We start from the raw sequence: 15,743 nt of genomic DNA, 5'->3' as shown, positions 1-15,743 counted from the left end.
GCAGTTGAGATGCGGGAGTGAGGATCGATGGGAGCGGGCGAGAAGAACGTTGAGGAAGTCAAGCGGGACCGGCCGTGGATGTTCCGCACCTATGCCGGCCATTCCTCGGCAAAGGCTTCGAACGAGCTTTATCGGAAGAACCTGGCCAAGGGGCAGACCGGCCTTTCCATCGCCTTCGATCTTCCCACTCAGACGGGCTACGATTCCGACCATGTCCTCGCCCGCGGCGAGGTCGGCAAGGTCGGCGTCTCCATCTCTCATCTCGGCGACATGCGCGAGCTGCTGGACAACATCCCGCTCGGCGAGATGAACACGTCCATGACCATCAACGCGACGGCCGCCTGGCTGCTGTCGCTCTATATCGCGCTCGCCGACGAGCAGGGCGTGCCCCGCGACCAGCTCCAGGGCACCACCCAGAACGACATTTTGAAGGAGTATCTCTCCCGCGGGACCTACGTTTTTCCGCCCGATCCGTCCTTGCGCATGATCAAGGACATGATCGTCTACACCTCTCAGGAGGTTCCGAAATGGAACCCCATGAACGTGTGCTCCTACCACCTGCAGGAGGCCGGCGCGACGCCGATCCAGGAGCTCGCCTTTGCGCTCGCCACTGCCCAGGCCGTGCTCGACGAGGTGAAGAATTCCGGTGAGATCTCGCCTGAGAAGATGCCCCAGGTCGTGGGCCGCATCTCCTTCTTCGTCAACGCCGGCGTCCGCTTCATCACCGAGATGTGCAAGATGCGGTCCTTCGTCGAGCTTTGGGACGACATCACCAAGAACCGCTACGGCGTCGAGGACCCCAAGTTCCGCCGCTTCCGCTACGGCGTCCAGGTGAACTCGCTCGGCCTGACCGAGCAGCAGCCGGAGAACAACGTCTACCGCATCCAGCTCGCCATGCTGGCCGTGGTGCTGTCGAAGAAGGCCCGCGCCCGCGCCGTGCAGCTTCCGGCCTGGAACGAGGCGCTCGGCCTGCCCCGCCCGTGGGATCAGCAATGGTCCCTGCGCCTCCAGCAGATCCTCGCCTTCGAGACCGATCTTCTGGAATACGGCGACATCTTCGACGGCTCCGAGGAGATCGAGGCCAAGGTCGCCGAGCTCATGGAAGAGGCCCGCGCCGAGCTCGCCAAGATCGACGAGATGGGCGGCGCCATGAAGGCCATCGACTACATGAAGGACAGCCTGATCGCTTCCAACGCCGCGCGCATCGAAGCGATCGAGACGGGCGAGTTGGTTCTGGTCGGCGTCAACAAATACACCGAGACCGAGGAGTCGCCGCTCGCCGCCGGCGAGAACGACATCTTCACCGTGCCTGAGCATGTGGAGATGGAGCAGGTCGCCGCCCTTGAGGAATGGCGCAAGCAACGTGACGATCAGGCCGTTCAGGACGCCCTGCGTGAGCTGAAATCCGCCGCCCAAGAGGGCCGCAACATCATGGAGCCCTCCATCGCCGCCGCCAAAGCCGGCGTGACTACGGGCGAATGGGGCCAGATCCTGCGCGAGGTTTTTGGCGAGTACCGGGCACCCACGGGCATGGGCGCCGCCCACAAGATGGACGAGGCCCGCCTGGAGCAGGTCAGGAAGCGCGTCGATGCGGTCTCCGAGAAGCTCGGCGAACGTCTCACCTTCGTGGTCGGCAAGCCCGGCCTCGACGGCCATTCCAACGGTGCCGAGCAGATCGCCGTCCGCGCCAAGGATTGCGGCATGGAGGTCGTCTATGACGGCATCCGCCTGACCCCGGCGCAGATCGTCGAGCAGGTGAAGGAGTCCGGCGCCCATGTGGTGGGATTGTCGATCCTGTCCGGCTCCCACGTGGCGCTGGTTCGCGACGTAGTTCAGCGCCTGCGCAACGAGGGGCTGGGCAATATCCCCGTCGTGGTCGGCGGCATCATCCCGCAGGCGGACGAGAACGTGCTCAAGCAGTGCGGGGCCTCGGCCATCTACACGCCTAAGGATTTCCAGCTCAACGACATCATGAACGGCATGATCGACTTGGTTGAGCGCGGGCTGGACGATCCCGAGAAGCAGCCCGCCGCGGCCGAATAGCGGGATACCGCAAACGCCGTCATGCTGAGGTGCCCGGCGCATGCGCCGAGCCTCAAAGCACCGACCGCCTCTCCTTCGAGACGCGAGTTTCGCTCGCCCTCAGGATGAGGCGGTCTACTGCGTCACCGCGACCAGCTTCCCGCAACAATCTGCAGCGGCCCCCCATCATGGTGAGGGCGCTCCTGAAGGGAGCGTGTCTCGAACCATGAGGCCGTCACACGAAGGCTGCTGGACCCCTGCTTCCGCAGGGATGACGTCCGCATTTTGAGCGGGGTGCAATCCACATCCCGCCCTTTGCTTTCTGGAAGAATCCGCTACCCTCAACCGACGCAGGCAGCGCTCCGCTGCTGCGATCTCTGGGGGGCATCCATGAACTTCAAGACATCCGCACCGCGCCGCGAGACGTTCCTCGTCTCCGTGGTCATCGCGATCCTCGTCATCATCGGCCAGGTCGTGCCGCTGCCGTTCTTCACGCCTTACGCGCTGGGGCTTCTGCTGATCGCATATCTGATCCTGCTGGCCGGCGTGCTGCTGGATAACGTCTAGGGCGACAGACGTTCGGCACGCGACTCGCAAGCGTCGTCCTTCGACTCCGGCGTGAGATAACCTGCGATCTCATCATAGAGCTCGCGGCCGCGGATCGGCTTTGAGAGATAGGCGTTCATGCCCGCCTCGAGATAGGTCTCGCGGTCGCCCTTCATGGCGTTGGCCGTGAGCGCGATCACCGGGACCTGGCCCGCCTTCCCCGGCAGGGCGCGGATGCGCCTGGTGGTCTCCAGACCGTCCATCTCCGGCATCATGATATCCATCAGCACGAGATCGAAGCAGCGCTGATCCAGGAGCCGCAAGGCTTCCGCGCCGCTGGCGGCCATCTCGTGCTCCACGCCGAACTCGTCGAGATAAGCGCCGATCAGCATCCGGTTGACGGCATTGTCCTCCACCACGAGCACGGTGCCTGCAAGCGGCCGCTCGCCGGAGAACCCATCTGTCTCGTCGTCTTGCGGCGCATCGGCCCAGTGCATGGGCACATTGAGCCAGAACCGCGACCCCTCGCCCGGCTTGCTCTCGCAGGTGAGCGAGCCACCCATCAGCTCCGCCAGCTTACGGGCGATGAAGAGCCCAAGACCCGTTCCGCCGTAATCGGCGGCGATCTTCGGATCGATCTGGACGTAAGGCTGAAAGATCCGGGAGCGGTCCCCCTCGTTCATACCGATGCCCGTGTCGCTGACGCCGAAGCGCAGCCAGACCGCATCGTCCCGGTCCGCAGCCGAAACCGACAGGGTCACCGCGCCCTCTGACGTGAACTTGACCGCATTGTCGATGAGGTTCGTCAGGATCTGGCGCAAGCGCCCGCCATCGCCGCGTACCCAGCAGGGGCAATCCTCGGCGATATCGATCTCGGCGGAAATCGCCTTGTCTTGCGCCCGCACCTTCAGATCGCCGGAGAGGTCGTTCAGCAAAGCGAACAGATCGAAGGGCTCGCTCTCAACCTCGAAATGCCCCGCCTCGAGCTTGGAGAAATCCAGAATTTCGTTGAGCAGCGCCAACAGCCCCCGCGCCGAGCTCTGCAACGTCTCGGCGTAGCGCCGCTGAGTGTCCTCCAGAGGGCTGGAGAGCAGCAGATCCGACATAGCGATCACGGCACCCATGGGCGTGCGCAGCTCGTGGCTCACCAGCGCCAGCAGCCGCGATTTGGCATTGTCCGCAGCTTCCGCCTTCGCCCGCGCCGCCTGCTCCAGAAACAGCGCTTCCGTCAGCGCCGCCCGGGAGAGCACGCGCCCTTCCGACAGCTGCTGCATATGGTCTTTTTCAGCGTGGTGATTTTCGGTGTGGTCATTCTCGGTGTGGTTTTGACCCGCGCGATCACCGTCAGCATGAGGCGCGCCATCACCGGCTGCGCTGCAATGCGCAGCATCGCCACGCTCCGCCTCACCGTGACCCGGTTTGTTGTGATCTGGCTCGCTGTCGCCCGACCGCATAGACTGCTCCCTTGAAACGCGGGGAAGGACCTTACGCGCGGAGCACCAAAGTATCGGTTAAGGCCGCTTGGCAATACTCTTGCCGGGATGTGGTAAAGCGATCCCATCCCTTGTACTTGAGAAACGGACCTATACAGCCGACATGACCGGGATCGGCGAATCCCGGCGGCCCTGGCCCGCCGTCGTCGCCCGGTTGCTATGGTCCAACGACGCGCTGCGCCGTAAGAAGGCTGCCTGAGAGACTCTCAGGACCGGCCCCTCCGGACCGCCGGAGCCCGCAAAGGAAAGATCGAGACCTCGAACGAACCCCATGATCGTCTGTTCCTGCTCAATGATCTCCAGCCAAGACATCGAGGATGCGGTGCAGGCCCTGCGCACAGCCGATCCTTTGGTCGTGCTGACGCCCGGACTGATATACAAATATCTCGGCAAGCGTCCGTCCTGTGGCAATTGTTTGCCATTGATAACCAAGCTGATGGTCGCTTATGACGACGAGGACCCGAGCGCTCAAACGTCGCTCGCCGTCCGCCTGGGAACTGGGAGACCTCGCGGAAGGTCCTATTAGGGCCCACTCTAGGACACGGTTGAGATTTGAGAGAGAGGAAGCATGAAGGGAAATCCTGGCGTAATCGAATATTTGAACAAGGCGCTCACCTCCGAGCTGACCGCGGTCAACCAGTATTGGCTGCATTACCGCATGCTGGAGGATTGGGGCTTCACGCGGCTCGCCCAGAAAGAGCGGGCGGAGTCCATCGAGGAGATGCACCACGCCGACAAGCTGGTGACGCGGATCATCTTCCTGGAGGGCTTTCCGAACCTGCAGCATGTCGACCCGCTGATGATCGGCCAGAACATCAAGGAAGTCCTTGAGTGCGATCTGAAGGCGGAATACGGCGCCCGCGCCCTCTACATGGAGGCCCGCGCCTACTGCCGGAAGGAAGAGGACTACGTTACCAAGGACCTCTTCGAGGAGCTGCTGGCCGACGAGGAAGGCCATATCGACTACCTCGAAGCTCAGCTGAGCCTCATCAAGGAGATCGGCGTGCAGAATTACGGGCAGCTCAACGCCCACCCTGCCGACGAGCTTCCGGAGGACTAAGCGAGCAAATGCGGCTTCACATTTTCCACGATTGCCGGTAGGCGAGCCTCATGTCGCTTACCGAACTCGATGGGCCGCGCATTGAGCCGGCCTCAGGCGGCCCGGCCAAGCAGCTGGTTATCCTGCTGCATGGCTACGGGGCCGACGGCAACGACCTGATCGGTCTGGGGCGGTCCTGGGCACCGCTCCTGCCCGATGCCGCCTTCGTCTCGCCCAATGCGCCCAACGCCTGCGCCATGTCACCCATGGGCCGCGAGTGGTTCCCGCTGAGCTTCCGCGATGCCGAGGAATATTCCCGGGGCGTCGCCGAGGCGAAACCGATCCTGAACGGCTTCATCGATTCCGAACTGAAGCGCTACAGCCTGGCCGAAGGCTCCCTGGCGCTGGTGGGCTTCAGCCAGGGCACCATGATGTCCCTGGCGGTCGGTCTCTCCAGGGAGAAGCCGCCGAAGGCGATTCTGGGATATTCCGGCGCTCTGGCCGAATCCGAGTTCGCCGCCGATATCGGCGAGAAGGGCCCGAACATCCTGCTCATCCACGGCGATATGGATCAGGTCATCCCCGTGGAAGCCCTCACCATGGCCCGCGAGCACCTCACCGCCTTAGGCCTGTCGGTCGAATCCCACATCGCCAAGGGGGTCGGCCACGGCATCGACCAGGAAGGTCTGATGCTGGGCGGCGGCTTCCTCAAGAACGCTCTGACGCCTCAGACCGCCTCCTAGCGGCGCCCGGACACAGCCCGACCGGCTACTGCGCCTGACGCTTGCACTGGCGGTATTCCGCCTTGCAGATGGTCAGGCACGGCCCAGGCACCCGCCTGCCGAAACAGGGAGAACGGCAGCTATTGAGCCCGTTCAGGCATTTCTGCATGGCCGGCGTCATGGGCTGTTCCTTCGCCACGGCGACTTCTCCGGCAAAGACCGGGAGCAGCAGAAGAGCCAAAGCCGCCAGCGCGGCCTTCAAGATGAAATTCATGGGGTAACCTCCATTTTCGCGAGCGTTCCCGGACGCCGATGGGTCATCCGCAAGACGTGCTCAAACTCTTCATACGAAAACGGTGAGCAACCAGTTCTGGGGAGTAGACATGTTTTAACGACATTATCTAGGGTTCTTCACATATCTGACACGGCCCTATAGTATGCCGCCCATGTTTAAGGGACCCGAGTGCGACGGGTGACTATCGAGGACTGAGGACCTTGACCGCAGCACTCGCATCCGCATCGTCCGGCTCGTTCCCAGCCCTTGTGCTGAACGCCGACTATCGTCCCCTGAGCTACTATCCCCTATCCCTGTGGCCCTGGCAGGAAACCGTCAAAGCGGTGTTCCTGGATCGGGTGAACATCGTCTCCGAATACGACCGGTCGGTGCACTCCCCATCCTTCCAGATGAAGCTGCCCAGCGTGGTCTCCCTGAAGAGCTACGTCCGTCCTGCGCTCTACCCGGCCTTCACGCGGTTTAACGTGTTCCTGCGCGACCGCTTCATCTGCCAGTATTGCGGCGCGTCGAAGGATCTCACCTTCGATCATCTGATCCCGCGTTCCCGCGGCGGCCTGACCCGCTGGGACAACGTGGTGACGGCCTGCGCGCCCTGTAATCTCAGGAAGGGCGGGGAGATGCCGTCGAAATCCGGCATGTGGCCGCATCAGCAGCCCCACCGGCCGACGGTCTTTCAGCTTCACCGCAACGGGCGGCTCTTCCCGCCCAACTACCTGCATGAAAGCTGGATCGACTATCTCTACTGGGATACCGAGCTGGAGCCGTAGGCCCCTGCTCTATCAGGAAGCGCAGTCTCGCTAGAGGTCGTAATGCTCTTCGCTGGCCGACCGCGTCACGGCCACGCCCCATCCGGCAATCGCCATCAGGATCAGCGACACGATGCCGTTCCACGCGGCAAGCGAAAGCCCGAGCACCGTCAGCGCCGGCTCGTCGCAGCGCACCACACTTGTCTGGCGAAGCTGCTCGGCAAGCTCTTGCCAATCGCCGGAAGCCGCCCCGCCGGTGCAGGCCGCAGGGCCTTCCCACCATTTGAACTCCACACCCACATGGTAGACGCTCACCGCCACGTTGATGGCGAAGGCAAGCGCGACGATGCCCAGCAGGACCCGCGCCAAGCCGGCCCAATTGGTCGTCATCCCGAAGACGAACGCCGCCGCCGGCACCGCGAAGTAGTAGGCGTAGCGCTCCTGCAGACAGAGATGGCATGGCGGATAGCCGCCGATATGCTCGAACGCCAGAGCGCTCAGGATCGTGATCAGGGCGATTGCGCAAACGAGCAGGCTGGAGATCGCCAGCGGCCCGCGGGCTTTGAGTCGGGTCATCATCAGAACACATACCTGGCCAGAACGACGCCGCCGACCACCGTGACCATGAACACCGTGGTCACCAGGGTCAGCCGCTTCTCGATGAACTCGCGGATCGGCTCGCCGAAATAGCGTAGCAGTTCGGCGACGATAAAGAACCGGGCGCCGCGCGTAATCAGCGAGAGGATGATGAACGCCCAGATGTCGTAGCCCGCGAAGCCGGACGCGATGGTTACCAGCTTGTAGGGGATGGGCGTGAGACCCTTGATCAGGATGATCCAGGCACCCCACTCCGCATAGGCCTCCCGGAAGGTGTCGAAGCTGTCGCCATAGCCATAGGCCTGGATCAGCCACGCGCCCACCGTATCCCAGAGCAGCGCGCCGATGGCATAGCCGACCAGCCCGCCCGCCACGGAGGTGACCGTGCACCAAAGCGCGTAGAGCCGCGCCTTGGCAGGCTCCGCCAGCACCATGGGCACAAGCACCACATCGGGCGGAATTGGGAAGAAGGAGCTCTCGGCGAACGAGACCGCGCCCAGAACGACAAAGGCATAAGGCGTGGCCGCGAGCGCGATGATCTTGTCGTAGAGGCGTCTGAGCATCGCGCCTCATTAGCGACGCACATCGTCCCTGTCCATCGCTGGTTGGGACCAGTGTTACTTTGCAGCCTTGCCTTGAAGAATTATCCGGGCAGAACCGCGAGCGCCTCCTCGGCGATCACCTGCTCTTCGTCCGTCGGCATGACCAGCACGGCGACCTTAGCGCCCGAGCCGTCGATCCGCGAACGGTTCTCGCTATTCGCTTCCGCGTCGATCGCAACACCCATCCAGCTGAGATGGCCGCAGACGAGAGACCGCACCAGCGGCTGATGCTGACCGATCCCGGCGGTGAAGACGAGCCCCTGAATGCCGCCCAAGGTCGTGGCGAGAGCCGCGACGGTCTGGGCGATGCGATGGGCGAAGACCTGCAGCGCCTCGCCAGCAGCGGGCGCATCGCTCTCCACCAGATCGCGGGAATCGGCGCTGATGCCCGAAAGCCCCAGCAGGCCCGAGCGGTGATAGAGCATGTCGTCCAGCTCGCTCAGCGGCATATCCTGCTCTTCCAGGAGATGCAGCAGCACGCCAGGATCCAGCGCCCCGCACCGGGTCGCCATGGGAATGCCGTCGAGAGTGGAGAACCCCATGCTGGTGTCCCGGCTCACGCCGCCGTCCAGCCCGCACAGGCTCGCCCCGCTGCCCAGATGGGCGACCACGACCTTGCCCTTGGCCAGCTCCGGCGCTTCCTTTTGAAGCCGTTTGGCTATGGAGGCGTAGGACAGCCCGTGAAAGCCGTAGCGCTTGATGCCTTCGTCGAACAACTCACGGGGAATAGCGAAGCGGCGCACCACATCCGACTGATGCTGATGGAACGCGGTATCGAAAGACGCCGTCTGCGGAACATCCGGCCAGAGCTTCCGAACCGCCCGGATCAGCCGCAGGCTCTTGGGCTGGTGGAGCGGCGCCAGCGGCGTCAGCTCGGCGATTTTGTCTTCCACCTCTTCAGTGATCAGCGCAGGGCCGGTAAAGAGATCGCCACCATGCACCACGCGATGGCCCACCCCGGTGATCTCGCCGGCCGGGAAATGATGCTTCAGCCAATCGAGCACCTCGGCCACGACATCATGCAAATCTTCGGTGATCTCGGCCTGAAGCGGGATCTCCTCTTGTCGCCCCTCTTCCGAGATCCGCAGGCGCAACGGCGCATCGCGCAGATCGATCGCCCCGCCGCCGAACCGTTCCGGATGCCCCTTCTCGAAGTGATAGAGGCCGAGCTTGATGGTGGAGGAGCCGGGATTGAAGGTGAGCAGGATATGTCCCGTCATGACGCCCCGTTATTCGCCTGGGAAACCGGCCGGCCGTTCCACGCCCGCGAGCTTGGCAAGCGCGCTTGAGGCCAGCCTTACCTTCACCGTATCGGCGCGGCTGGTCAAAATGATCGGCACACGCGCACCCAGCACCAGCCCTGCCGCATCGGCGCCGCCCAGATAGATGAGCTGCTTGGCGAGCATGTTGCCGGCCTCGAGATCGGGCACCACCAGGATATCCGCCTTTCCGGCGACCGGGGAATCGATGCCCTTGATCCGCGCCGCATCGGGGCTGATCGCATTGTCGAAGGCGAGGGGTCCTTCCACCAGCGCACCGGTGATCTGCCCCCGCTTGGCCATCACCGTGAGCGCCGCCGCATCGAGGGTTGCCTGCATGGCCGGATCGACCGTCTCCACCGCCGCCAGCACCGCCACCAAAGGCTGCTCATTGCCCAGGCGATGCATGAAGTCGATGGCGTTCTGGCAGATGTCCTTCTTCTGGGCCAGCGTCGGCGCGATATTGATGGCCGCGTCGGTCACCACCAGCGGCTTCGGATAATGGGGCACGTTCAGCACATAGACATGGCTGATGCGCCGGTCGGTCCGCAGGCCTGAGTCCGGCGCCACCACGGCACCCAGAAGCTCGTTGGTGTGCAGGCTGCCCTTCATCAGGGCGTCCGCCTCACCATTGGCGGCAAGCTGCACGGCAAGCGCCGCGGCCGCATGGCTGTGCTCGGTGCATTCGATGCGAATGCCGTCCAGCGACAGCTCGGCCTTCTCCGCCGCCTCTCGAATCTTCTGCTCAGGGCCCACCAGAATCGGGGCGATCAACCCTTCGTCCCGCGCCTCGATCGCCGCCTGAAGGGCGCCGGCACTGCACGGATGCACGACTGCCGTGGCCAGGGGCGGCGGCTGCTTGGCCTTCTCGATGAAGCGCTCATACCGGTCGTGGCGGTTCAGCGTGACGTCGGGCACGGCCATGCGCGCCATGGTCATCTTTTCCGTGGGCGCGATCACCGTGGCGAGTCCCGACAGCACGGTTTCACCTTGCTGGTTGACGCATTCCGTATCGAGGATGACGCGATGGCCTTCCGCCAGCTTCTCCTTGACCGTGACCGTCGCGGTGATCGTGTCGCCCGGGGCCACGGCGGCCTTGAAGCTCATGTCCTGGGCCACATAGACCGTGCCCGGCCCCGGCAGCTCCGTGCCCAGCAGGCTCGCGATCAAGCTGCCGGTCCACATGCCGTGGGCCACCACATGACCGTCCTGGGCGCGCGCCGCGTATTGCGCATCGAGATTGGCGGGGCTCACATCGCCGGAGACGGCGGCGAACATCTTGATGTCGTCCTCGCCGACGACCCGGACAAGCGAAGCGCTATCGCCGACCGCGATCTCGTCGAAGGTCCGGTTGCGCAGCAAAGGCTTTGTCATCTCGACACTCATCTTTTCGCCCGTTTGGTTTCGGTTCGCGCGCTTCATTGCGGCTTGGGTTCAGCGCTGCAGCACGTAGGTGCCGGGCGCATCGCCGAGCACGGGATAGCCGCGCTCCGGTGCGCCCATGGAGGGCGGCGCCACCTTGTCCGGGCTCGAATTCGCCGTCAGCCAGGCTTCCCATTCCGGCCACCAGGAGCCCTCTTGCGGCGTGGTCGCATCGAACCATTCCTCCGCGCTCAGCACCGGATCGGTGACGTTGGTTTCCCGCAGCCGGAAATGGCGGTGCTTGTGGCCAGGCTCGCTCACGATGCCCGCATTGTGCCCGCCGCTGGTCAGCACGAAGGTCACGTCCGTCTCAACCAAGTAATGAATCTTGTAGGCCGAGTGCCAAGGGGCGACATGGTCGCGCTCCGTGCCGACCCCGAAGATGGGCACCCGGAGATTCTGCAGCGCCACAGGCCGGCCGTCGACCACATAGGAGCCCGTCGCCAGCTCGTTCCGCAGGAAGAGCTTGCGCAGATAATCCGAATGCATCTTGAACGGCATGCGGGTCGCATCGGCGTTCCACGCCATCAGGTCGATCATCGGCGCCCGCTCGCCCATCAGATAATCGTGCACCATGCGCGACCAGATCAGGTCGTTGGAGCGCAGCAGCTGGAACGTTCCGGCCATTTGATGGGATTCCAGCACGCCCTGATCCCACATCATGCCTTCCAGGAACGAGACCTGGCTGTCGTCGATGAAGAGCTCTAGCTCGCCGGGCTCTGTGAAATCCGTTTGCGCGGCGAATAGCGTCATGCTGGCCAGCCGGTTGTCCCGGGCCTCAGCCATGGCGCCCGCGGCCAGCGCCAGCAAGGTGCCGCCCAGGCAATAGCCGGCAGCATGCACCTTCCGGTCCGGCACGATCTCCGAGACCGCATCCAGCGCCGCCATCACGCCCATGCGCCGGTAGTCTTCGAGCGAGAGGTCGCGGTCCTCCTCCGTGACATTGCGCCAGGAGATGCAGAACACCGTGTGCCCCTTCTCGACCAAGTAGCGCACCAAGGAGTTATGGGGCGAAAGGTCGAGGATGTAATACTTCATGATCCAGGCCGGCACGATCAGCACAGGCTCCGCCGCCACGGCGTCCGTCTGCGGCGAATACTGGATCAGCTCGATCAGATGATTGCGGTAGACCACCTTGCCCGGGGTCACCGCCACGTCCCGGCCCGGCTGGAAAGCCTCGGTCCCCACCGGCGGCTGGCCCGAGACCTGACGGCTCCAATCCTCTAGCCAGTTCTGGAAACCGGAGAGCAGGTTCGACCCGCCGGTCGCGCGTGTCCGCTCGACCACTTCCGGGTTCGCCCAAGGGATGTTGTTCGGCGACCAGACATCCAGCCACTGGCGCAGGGTGAAGGAGACGACGTTCTCGTGATGGCGGGAGACACCCGGCACGCCGCGGGTCACCCCGTTCAACCACTCCTCGATGAGCAGAATACTTTGCGCCCAAAGCCGGTAGGGGTCTTTCAGCCACCCATCCCGGTCGAACCTGTGATCGCCCGGAGCAGCCTCGGCGGGAGTGGACGTCTGCGCGTCGTAAAGGGATTCGGCGGCGAAGGCGGCAAGCTCTGTCGCCTTCTGCCAGCCTTCGACGACCGACTCCATCTGCTTGCCCGGGGCGGCCGCGAGATGCAGTGCCCAGTCGGCGAAAGCGAGATTCAGCGCTTGCGGCGAGATCCCGCCGGTCGCCCGCGCCACCCAGGCATTGGCCATGCGGTCCAGCGCCCGGAAGCTCTGATGCTCCATATGCCCGAACGGCGCATGAAACGGCCGCGACACCTCTTTAGGCGGGGTCGCCTCGTAAGGCTTTCCGGTCGGGGCATTGGTGATCGGTGCATTCATCGTCGAAAACTCCCGTCGGTTGTTCCCCCACCCTGCCGTCCTGCCCTCATACCTTCAAAAGATCATGAAGATTGGCCGCCTTCGGAACGCGTCAGTCCGACGCGGACAATCGCGGGCTTGCATATCCATTCCCCGCACCGCAAATGAGAAGACCGACAACGGAAACTGAAAAACGGGAGGTGGTATGGCCAGGCACGGAATTCCCTGGAAGGGATGGGTGGTCGTTTGTGACGGGTCTAAAGCCCTGATGTTACAGAACGAAGGCGATGCCGAGCTCATTAACCTGAAGGTCGTCGAGGTCTTCGAAGAAGAACATGCCGCCACCCACGAGTTGGGCACGGATAAGCCCGGACGCGTGCAGGAATCCGCCGTTACGGGGCGGAGCGCCATGGAACAGACCGATTGGCACGAGCGTGCGGAAATCGAGTTCTTAGGTAAGATCGCCGAAAAGCTGGACGGAATGATCGACACTCACGAGATCAAACATCTCGTGCTCGTCGCCCCGCCCCGCGCCCTGGGCCGCATTCGCGATCATCTCACCGACAAGGTGACGAAGGTCATCGACACCCAGATCGACAAGGATCTCGTCAATCTTCCCGTCGATGAGATCGAGAAGCACGTGAACGGCTGATCGGCCGTTCACTCGCGCTGAAGATGGCCGGCTACTGCTTGGTCGTCTCCAGTGTGCTCGCCGCCTTGGTCTCCGCGGTGGGCTTCTCCAGGGTCAGGCGCAGAATGCGCCCGTCGGGCGCGCGCTGGTCCGTCAGGAGATAAAGCGCACCGTCCGGCCCTTGCGCCACGTCGCGGATGCGCACCCCGAAATCCATCCGCTCATCGGAGATCACCCGCTCGCCTTTCAAGGTGAGATGGGTGGCCGACTGAGACGCGAGCCCCCCGACCACCAGACTGTTCTTCCAGCCCGGGATCTCGTCGCCCGTGTAGAACACCATGCCCGAAGGCGAGATGGACGGATTCCAGAAATAGATGGGCGCTGCCAGGTCCGGCCGGGTCGTGGGATCGGGAATGTCTTCCCGCGTGTAGTGCACGCCCCAATTGGCGAGCGGCCAGCCATAGTTCTTGCCCGGCTCGACCACGTTGATCTCATCGCCGCCGATCGGTCCGAACTCTTCAATCCACAGCTTGCCCGTCTTGGGATGAATGATGCCGCCACCGATATTCCGGTGGCCGAGGGAATAGATCCGCGGGTCGTATCCCTTTTTGCCGACGAAGGGGTTGTCGTCCGGCACGCTGCCGTCACGGTTGATGCGGATCACCTTGCCCAGCGTGTTGCTCGTGTCCTGCACCAGCTCGTGCTGATAGCGGTCGCCGGTCATCACCAGAAGCGTGCCGTCCGGCAGGAAGGCCAACCGCCCACCGAACTCCCGGTCGTCCTCGAAGCGCGGCCCCTGGCGGAACAGGATCTCCACATCCGTGAGCCGGTCCTTGCCAAGCTTGCCGCGAGCCACCGAAATCGCAGCATTCTCCGGATTGTCCTCGTCGTGCTCGGCGAAGGCGAAATAGACGTATTTGTTGGTCTTGAAATCGGGGTCGAGCGCCAGGCCCTGCAGCCCGCCATTGCCCTTGGCGTAGATGTTCTCGGGCAGCCCCTTGATGGGCGGCGAGATCTTGCCCGTCTTGGAGATCCGGCGCAGCCGCCCCGGATGCTTCTCCGAAACCAGCATCTCGCCATCGGGAAGGAAGACCAGGCTCCAGGGATAGTTGAGCCCGTCCACGGCGGTCTCGACCTTCAGATGGCCGACCGACGTGAAGAGGGATTCCGGGATTTCGGCTTCGTCCGCATGGGCGGCAGGAAGAAAAGCGGCACTTGCCCAGAGGAATACCGCCAGGACCAACCCCGCCCGCATGCCCGAAAAATTCAACGCCATCACTATTGTCCTGCCTTTCCCCCGGTGCCCCAGAATTGCCCGGAGATCGAATGGCGGCAAGCAACAATTGTTACGGGAAGACGACAGGTCGCGCCATTGACCGGCTGCAAGGCTTAAAGCATGATCCGCGCGGCTTGCCCCAGTGGCGGAATGGTAGACGCGGCAGACTCAAAATCTGCTGTCCGCAAGGACGTGCCTGTTCGAGTCAGGCCTGGGGCACCATCTCCCGAAATATCCGATGCGAACCGGCTAAATCCGGCCGCCAATCTTAATGAACTCCTCAGCGTCGGCCGCTAGGCTTCCCGTTCACGTTCGTGATCTCGGAAGGTGTCGCCATGAGGCCGATAGCGCTGATCCCCGTCCTCACGTTGCTGCTTGTTCCCTCGAGCACTGCATCGGCAACTGAAGTGAGCGACTCCGGCGCGCTGGCGCTTGCCGCCATCGTCGGCCAGCTTTCGCCTGACCTCGGCGACGCGGACAAGCAGGCGCTGGCCAAGCTCCTCGACGGCAACACAAGCTTCCCGTCAAAGAAGGCTGAGAAGATCGCCGTCACGGCCAAGGCGATCAAATGCCATACGAGCAATATCGACCTGACCGCCCATGACTGCACCCTCACCTTCGGCGGCAAGGACACGACCCTGAAGGGTCGCGCCGCTCACGAACTTCTCGCCACCCTGGCCGAGGAAGGCGTGGAGCCCGATCCGGGCGCCGGCAATGTCTGGTACGCCCTCGCCAATCTCGATTGCGAGATCGACGTGGCCCAGGTGAAAGACAAGGCTGGCGGCGGCGTGACCTGCACCTTCAACTCCGCTAACTGATCCCCCCCCCAACCTCATCGCCTAAGGAGTTCTCATGTTTCCCTCACCACGACTCTTGATCGCCGCTTCGGCGGCCCTGTCATTCGCCTTCGCAGCCGCGCCTGCCCAGGCGGCTGAAGAATGGGAAGCTGTCAGCACCACGGCCATGTCCATCACCGGCGACATCACCGTGGAAGACGAGAAGATCACCTTCAAGAATGGAGAGAGCCTGGGCCTCCGCCCCGTTGGCGACGACGAGCCCGGCGTCTTCGTGGTGACCCCTGAGGCCAACCCGACGCTGCTGAATGGGAACAAGCTCTGCGGAAATCAGCCGCCGACCTTCCTGGTCTTCGGCCGCCCGAAAGCCGACGGCGATGATGAGACCCTCTATCTCAAGGTCTTCGACACCAACGACGTGCCGCCCGCCTCCGACGAAATGGATCAGCCCGGCATCTGCGCCAGCTATACCTACATGCGTTAG

At 63.5% G+C, this 15,743-nt stretch carries 18 protein-coding genes and 1 tRNA gene; 11 read left to right on the top strand and 8 right to left on the bottom strand.

The features are described from left to right. Positions 1-27: 27 nt before the first annotated feature. Together ACFQ2F_RS03010 and ACFQ2F_RS03005 are read left to right on the top strand one after the other, a co-directional pair. Positions 28-2,043 carry a methylmalonyl-CoA mutase family protein gene (locus tag ACFQ2F_RS03010; RefSeq protein ID WP_379085491.1) on the top strand — a complete coding sequence of 672 codons (2,016 nt, stop codon included), beginning with the start codon at positions 28-30 and terminating at the stop codon, positions 2,041-2,043. Between the two features lie 369 nt (positions 2,044-2,412). Then, positions 2,413-2,589: a hypothetical protein gene (locus ACFQ2F_RS03005; protein ID WP_379085488.1), complete on the top strand. Its 177-nt coding sequence runs from the start codon at positions 2,413-2,415 to the stop codon at positions 2,587-2,589. Here the strand turns inward: ACFQ2F_RS03005 and ACFQ2F_RS03000 are convergent. Continuing rightward, positions 2,586-3,842: an ATP-binding protein gene (locus tag ACFQ2F_RS03000; RefSeq protein ID WP_379085485.1), complete on the bottom strand. Its 1,257-nt coding sequence runs from the start codon at positions 3,840-3,842 to the stop codon at positions 2,586-2,588. The two genes, ACFQ2F_RS03005 and ACFQ2F_RS03000, sit on opposite strands and share 4 nt — an antisense overlap. Here ACFQ2F_RS03000 and ACFQ2F_RS02995 point away from each other — a divergent pair, their 5' ends adjacent. From ACFQ2F_RS02995 to ACFQ2F_RS02980, 4 genes are all read left to right on the top strand, one after another. Beyond that, positions 3,843-4,037, top strand: coding sequence for a hypothetical protein (locus ACFQ2F_RS02995; protein WP_379085482.1), 195 nt, complete (start codon positions 3,843-3,845; stop codon positions 4,035-4,037). Between the two features lie 295 nt (positions 4,038-4,332). Further along, complete coding sequence (locus ACFQ2F_RS02990; RefSeq protein WP_379085479.1) at positions 4,333-4,587, top strand: (2Fe-2S)-binding protein; 255 nt, start codon at positions 4,333-4,335, stop codon at positions 4,585-4,587. Positions 4,588-4,629: 42 nt separating this feature from the next. After that, a complete protein-coding gene (gene bfr, locus ACFQ2F_RS02985) occupies positions 4,630-5,121 on the top strand; it encodes a bacterioferritin (RefSeq protein ID WP_379085474.1) in 492 nt (163 codons plus the stop codon). 50 nt (positions 5,122-5,171) lie between these two features. Further along, positions 5,172-5,843, top strand: coding sequence for an alpha/beta hydrolase (locus ACFQ2F_RS02980; protein WP_379085472.1), 672 nt, complete (start codon positions 5,172-5,174; stop codon positions 5,841-5,843). 25 nt (positions 5,844-5,868) lie between these two features. Here the strand turns inward: ACFQ2F_RS02980 and ACFQ2F_RS02975 are convergent, their stop codons facing one another. Next, positions 5,869-6,096 (bottom strand): hypothetical protein, encoded by a 228-nt coding sequence (locus ACFQ2F_RS02975; RefSeq protein WP_379085469.1) that lies wholly within the window; start codon positions 6,094-6,096, stop codon positions 5,869-5,871. A gap of 221 nt (positions 6,097-6,317) precedes the next feature. Between ACFQ2F_RS02975 and ACFQ2F_RS02970 the strand changes: the two genes are divergently transcribed. Continuing rightward, positions 6,318-6,884, top strand: a complete 567-nt coding sequence (locus tag ACFQ2F_RS02970) for an HNH endonuclease (RefSeq protein ID WP_379085466.1) — start codon at positions 6,318-6,320, stop codon at positions 6,882-6,884. A 30-nt stretch (positions 6,885-6,914) separates the two neighbouring features. Here the strand turns inward: ACFQ2F_RS02970 and ACFQ2F_RS02965 are convergent, their stop codons facing one another. From ACFQ2F_RS02965 to ACFQ2F_RS02945, 5 genes are all read right to left on the bottom strand, one after another. Then, positions 6,915-7,439: a disulfide bond formation protein B gene (locus tag ACFQ2F_RS02965; protein ID WP_379085463.1), complete on the bottom strand. Its 525-nt coding sequence runs from the start codon at positions 7,437-7,439 to the stop codon at positions 6,915-6,917. Between the two features lie 2 nt (positions 7,440-7,441). Then, positions 7,442-8,023 carry a YqaA family protein gene (locus ACFQ2F_RS02960; RefSeq protein WP_379085461.1) on the bottom strand — a complete coding sequence of 194 codons (582 nt, stop codon included), beginning with the start codon at positions 8,021-8,023 and terminating at the stop codon, positions 7,442-7,444. An 80-nt stretch (positions 8,024-8,103) separates the two neighbouring features. Next, on the bottom strand, positions 8,104-9,282 hold the full coding sequence (locus tag ACFQ2F_RS02955) for an acetate/propionate family kinase (protein ID WP_379085458.1): 1,179 nt from the start codon (positions 9,280-9,282) through the stop codon (positions 8,104-8,106). A 9-nt stretch (positions 9,283-9,291) separates the two neighbouring features. Continuing rightward, positions 9,292-10,695: a bifunctional enoyl-CoA hydratase/phosphate acetyltransferase gene (locus tag ACFQ2F_RS02950; protein ID WP_379085455.1), complete on the bottom strand. Its 1,404-nt coding sequence runs from the start codon at positions 10,693-10,695 to the stop codon at positions 9,292-9,294. A gap of 60 nt (positions 10,696-10,755) precedes the next feature. After that, positions 10,756-12,483 carry a PHA/PHB synthase family protein gene (locus tag ACFQ2F_RS02945; RefSeq protein WP_379090582.1) on the bottom strand — a complete coding sequence of 576 codons (1,728 nt, stop codon included), beginning with the start codon at positions 12,481-12,483 and terminating at the stop codon, positions 10,756-10,758. 280 nt (positions 12,484-12,763) lie between these two features. Between ACFQ2F_RS02945 and ACFQ2F_RS02940 the strand changes: the two genes are divergently transcribed. Further along, positions 12,764-13,210, top strand: coding sequence for a baeRF12 domain-containing protein (locus tag ACFQ2F_RS02940; protein ID WP_379085451.1), 447 nt, complete (start codon positions 12,764-12,766; stop codon positions 13,208-13,210). A 31-nt stretch (positions 13,211-13,241) separates the two neighbouring features. Here ACFQ2F_RS02940 and ACFQ2F_RS02935 read toward each other — a convergent pair whose 3' ends face one another. Beyond that, complete coding sequence (locus tag ACFQ2F_RS02935; protein WP_379085448.1) at positions 13,242-14,465, bottom strand: PQQ-dependent sugar dehydrogenase; 1,224 nt, start codon at positions 14,463-14,465, stop codon at positions 13,242-13,244. A 136-nt stretch (positions 14,466-14,601) separates the two neighbouring features. Between ACFQ2F_RS02935 and ACFQ2F_RS02930 the strand changes: the two genes are divergently transcribed. From ACFQ2F_RS02930 to ACFQ2F_RS02920, 3 genes are all read left to right on the top strand, one after another. Further along, a tRNA-Leu gene (locus ACFQ2F_RS02930) sits at positions 14,602-14,687 on the top strand. Positions 14,688-14,872: 185 nt separating this feature from the next. Beyond that, the gene (locus ACFQ2F_RS02925; protein WP_379085445.1) at positions 14,873-15,283 is read left to right on the top strand and encodes a hypothetical protein; all 411 of its coding nucleotides are present in this window, start codon (positions 14,873-14,875) and stop codon (positions 15,281-15,283) included. Between the two features lie 34 nt (positions 15,284-15,317). Beyond that, positions 15,318-15,743: a hypothetical protein gene (locus ACFQ2F_RS02920; RefSeq protein WP_379085442.1), complete on the top strand. Its 426-nt coding sequence runs from the start codon at positions 15,318-15,320 to the stop codon at positions 15,741-15,743.

Source organism: Methyloligella solikamskensis (assembly GCF_042676065.1).
GTDB lineage: Bacteria > Pseudomonadota > Alphaproteobacteria > Rhizobiales > Methyloligellaceae > Methyloligella > Methyloligella solikamskensis.
This window is presented reverse-complemented; position numbering and strand designations above follow the sequence as displayed.

What these genes read in the sequence shown, in the direction of transcription:
- ACFQ2F_RS02975 (WP_379085469.1), bottom strand. Translation starts at nt 6,096, where the DNA reads ATGAATTTCATCTTGAAGGCCGCGCTGGCGGCTTTGGCTCTTCTGCTG.
- ACFQ2F_RS02995 (WP_379085482.1), top strand. Translation starts at nt 3,843, where the DNA reads ATGGTCTTTTTCAGCGTGGTGATTTTCGGTGTGGTCATTCTCGGTGTG.
- ACFQ2F_RS02940 (WP_379085451.1), top strand. Translation starts at nt 12,764, where the DNA reads ATGGCCAGGCACGGAATTCCCTGGAAGGGATGGGTGGTCGTTTGTGAC.
- ACFQ2F_RS02935 (WP_379085448.1), bottom strand. Translation starts at nt 14,465, where the DNA reads ATGGCGTTGAATTTTTCGGGCATGCGGGCGGGGTTGGTCCTGGCGGTA.
- ACFQ2F_RS03005 (WP_379085488.1), top strand. Translation starts at nt 2,413, where the DNA reads ATGAACTTCAAGACATCCGCACCGCGCCGCGAGACGTTCCTCGTCTCC.
- ACFQ2F_RS02955 (WP_379085458.1), bottom strand. Translation starts at nt 9,282, where the DNA reads ATGACGGGACATATCCTGCTCACCTTCAATCCCGGCTCCTCCACCATC.
- ACFQ2F_RS02950 (WP_379085455.1), bottom strand. Translation starts at nt 10,695, where the DNA reads ATGACAAAGCCTTTGCTGCGCAACCGGACCTTCGACGAGATCGCGGTC.
- ACFQ2F_RS02960 (WP_379085461.1), bottom strand. Translation starts at nt 8,023, where the DNA reads ATGCTCAGACGCCTCTACGACAAGATCATCGCGCTCGCGGCCACGCCT.
- ACFQ2F_RS02980 (WP_379085472.1), top strand. Translation starts at nt 5,172, where the DNA reads ATGTCGCTTACCGAACTCGATGGGCCGCGCATTGAGCCGGCCTCAGGC.
- ACFQ2F_RS03000 (WP_379085485.1), bottom strand. Translation starts at nt 3,842, where the DNA reads ATGCAGCAGCTGTCGGAAGGGCGCGTGCTCTCCCGGGCGGCGCTGACG.
- ACFQ2F_RS02990 (WP_379085479.1), top strand. Translation starts at nt 4,333, where the DNA reads ATGATCGTCTGTTCCTGCTCAATGATCTCCAGCCAAGACATCGAGGAT.
- ACFQ2F_RS02920 (WP_379085442.1), top strand. Translation starts at nt 15,318, where the DNA reads ATGTTTCCCTCACCACGACTCTTGATCGCCGCTTCGGCGGCCCTGTCA.
- bfr (WP_379085474.1), top strand. Translation starts at nt 4,630, where the DNA reads ATGAAGGGAAATCCTGGCGTAATCGAATATTTGAACAAGGCGCTCACC.
- ACFQ2F_RS02965 (WP_379085463.1), bottom strand. Translation starts at nt 7,439, where the DNA reads ATGACCCGACTCAAAGCCCGCGGGCCGCTGGCGATCTCCAGCCTGCTC.
- ACFQ2F_RS03010 (WP_379085491.1), top strand. Translation starts at nt 28, where the DNA reads ATGGGAGCGGGCGAGAAGAACGTTGAGGAAGTCAAGCGGGACCGGCCG.
- ACFQ2F_RS02945 (WP_379090582.1), bottom strand. Translation starts at nt 12,483, where the DNA reads ATGGAGCATCAGAGCTTCCGGGCGCTGGACCGCATGGCCAATGCCTGG.